Genomic DNA, 316 nt, shown 5'->3' on the forward strand with positions numbered 1-316 from the left:
GGCTCGACGCGCAGGCCCAGCGGATCGTCACCCGCCGCCTCGAGCGTCTCCGACGAAGTCTCCATCAACAGGCGCTGCTGCGGATCCATCGCCAACGCCTCCCGCGGCGAGATCCAGAACAGCCCCGCATAGAAGTCCCCCGCCCCGTACAGGAACCCGCCCTCCAGGGCGTAGAACGTCCCCTAATGCTCAGGATCCGTGTGGTACAACCACTACATATCCCACACACGATCCGTCGTGAACTCCCCGATCCCGTCCCTACCGGACGCGACCAGATCCCAGAACTCCTCCGGCGTCCCCACACCACCCGGCAACC

General features: G+C 65.8%; 1 pseudogene. It reads right to left on the minus strand.

The features are described from left to right. A pseudogene (locus tag PUR56_RS00100) lies at positions 1-316 on the minus strand (beta-ketoacyl synthase N-terminal-like domain-containing protein); the annotation flags it as partial.

It is taken from the genome of Streptomyces sp. BE303 (assembly GCF_036290945.1).
Classification (GTDB): domain Bacteria; phylum Actinomycetota; class Actinomycetes; order Streptomycetales; family Streptomycetaceae; genus Kitasatospora.